Annotated in this window: 1 protein-coding gene and 1 pseudogene; both read left to right on the forward strand. The window is 57.7% G+C overall.

The features are described from left to right. A pseudogene (locus tag JZX87_RS31005) lies at positions 1 to 319 on the forward strand (phosphomannomutase); the annotation flags it as partial. 46 nt (positions 320 to 365) lie between these two features. After that, on the forward strand, positions 366 to 1,060 hold a 695-nt coding region (locus JZX87_RS31010; RefSeq protein WP_286195235.1), incomplete at its 3' end, for a mannose-1-phosphate guanylyltransferase.

Genomic DNA, 1,060 nt, shown 5'->3' on the forward strand with positions numbered 1-1,060 from the left:
TTTCCGGATGCCGGTTGCCATGGCGGACCGGCTGGAAAATTTTCCGATCGAGACGAGTTCCGCACTGATGGAATATCTCAGGCAATCGGACAAAAACCTCGAGACTTTCCTGTCGTCGCTCGGCAAAGTTTCAAAGCAAAGCGATATCGACGGTTTGAGGGTCACCCTTGAGGACGGCCGCATCATCCATTTGCGTCCATCGGGCAATGCACCCGAAATGCGTTGCTATGTTGAGGCGCGGACGGAAGAGGCTGCTGCGGCGCTGCTTGAAGATGGCCTGGCGCTGATCCGGCGCTTTGCGACCGAACGCAATATCTAAAGACAATTCCGGCACTGAACACAGAACGGCACAAGGCGGGGCAAGCATGACTGACAAGATCATTCCGGTAATCATGGCGGGTGGCAAGGGAACACGTCTTTGGCCGCTTTCGCGTGCGAGCGCGCCAAAACAGTTCATCCAGTTCACCGATGATCTCAGCCTGTTCCAGAAGACGTTGGAGCGCATTTCCGACAGCAGCTACTATGAAGCACCTCTCGTCATCACCAATGAGGATTTTCGCTTTCTCGTCGCCGAGCAGGCCCGCGAACTGGACATAAAGCTCTCCGGCGTGCTGCTGGAGCCGACTGCGCGCAATACGGCACCGGCCGTCGCGGCCGCCGCCGCATTCGTGATGAAGAAATTCGGCGATGACGCCATCATCCAGGTTCTTGCTTCCGATCATGAGATCGTCTCCGGCGAAAGCTATCAGGAAGCGATCGACATCGCATTCAAGACTGCCAAGGCCGGCAAGCTCGTCACCTTCGGCATCATGCCGACCGAGCCGGCAACCGGTTACGGTTATATCGAAGTCGGCAAGGATCTTGGCGACGGCGCCAAGGCTGTGAAACGCTTTGTCGAGAAGCCGGATGCAGACAAGGCCGCCGCCATGCTCTCCGCCGGCGGCTTCCTGTGGAACTCGGGCATCTTTATGTTCGGTGCCGCACAGGTTCTCTCCGAAATGCAGAAATACGCACCGGCAGTGGCCGATGCTGCGACAGCCTCCGTTGCCAAGGCGCAGAA

Origin of the sequence: Agrobacterium sp. Ap1, from assembly GCF_017313375.1 — a bacterium.
Classification (GTDB): domain Bacteria; phylum Pseudomonadota; class Alphaproteobacteria; order Rhizobiales; family Rhizobiaceae; genus Neorhizobium; species Neorhizobium cellulosilyticum.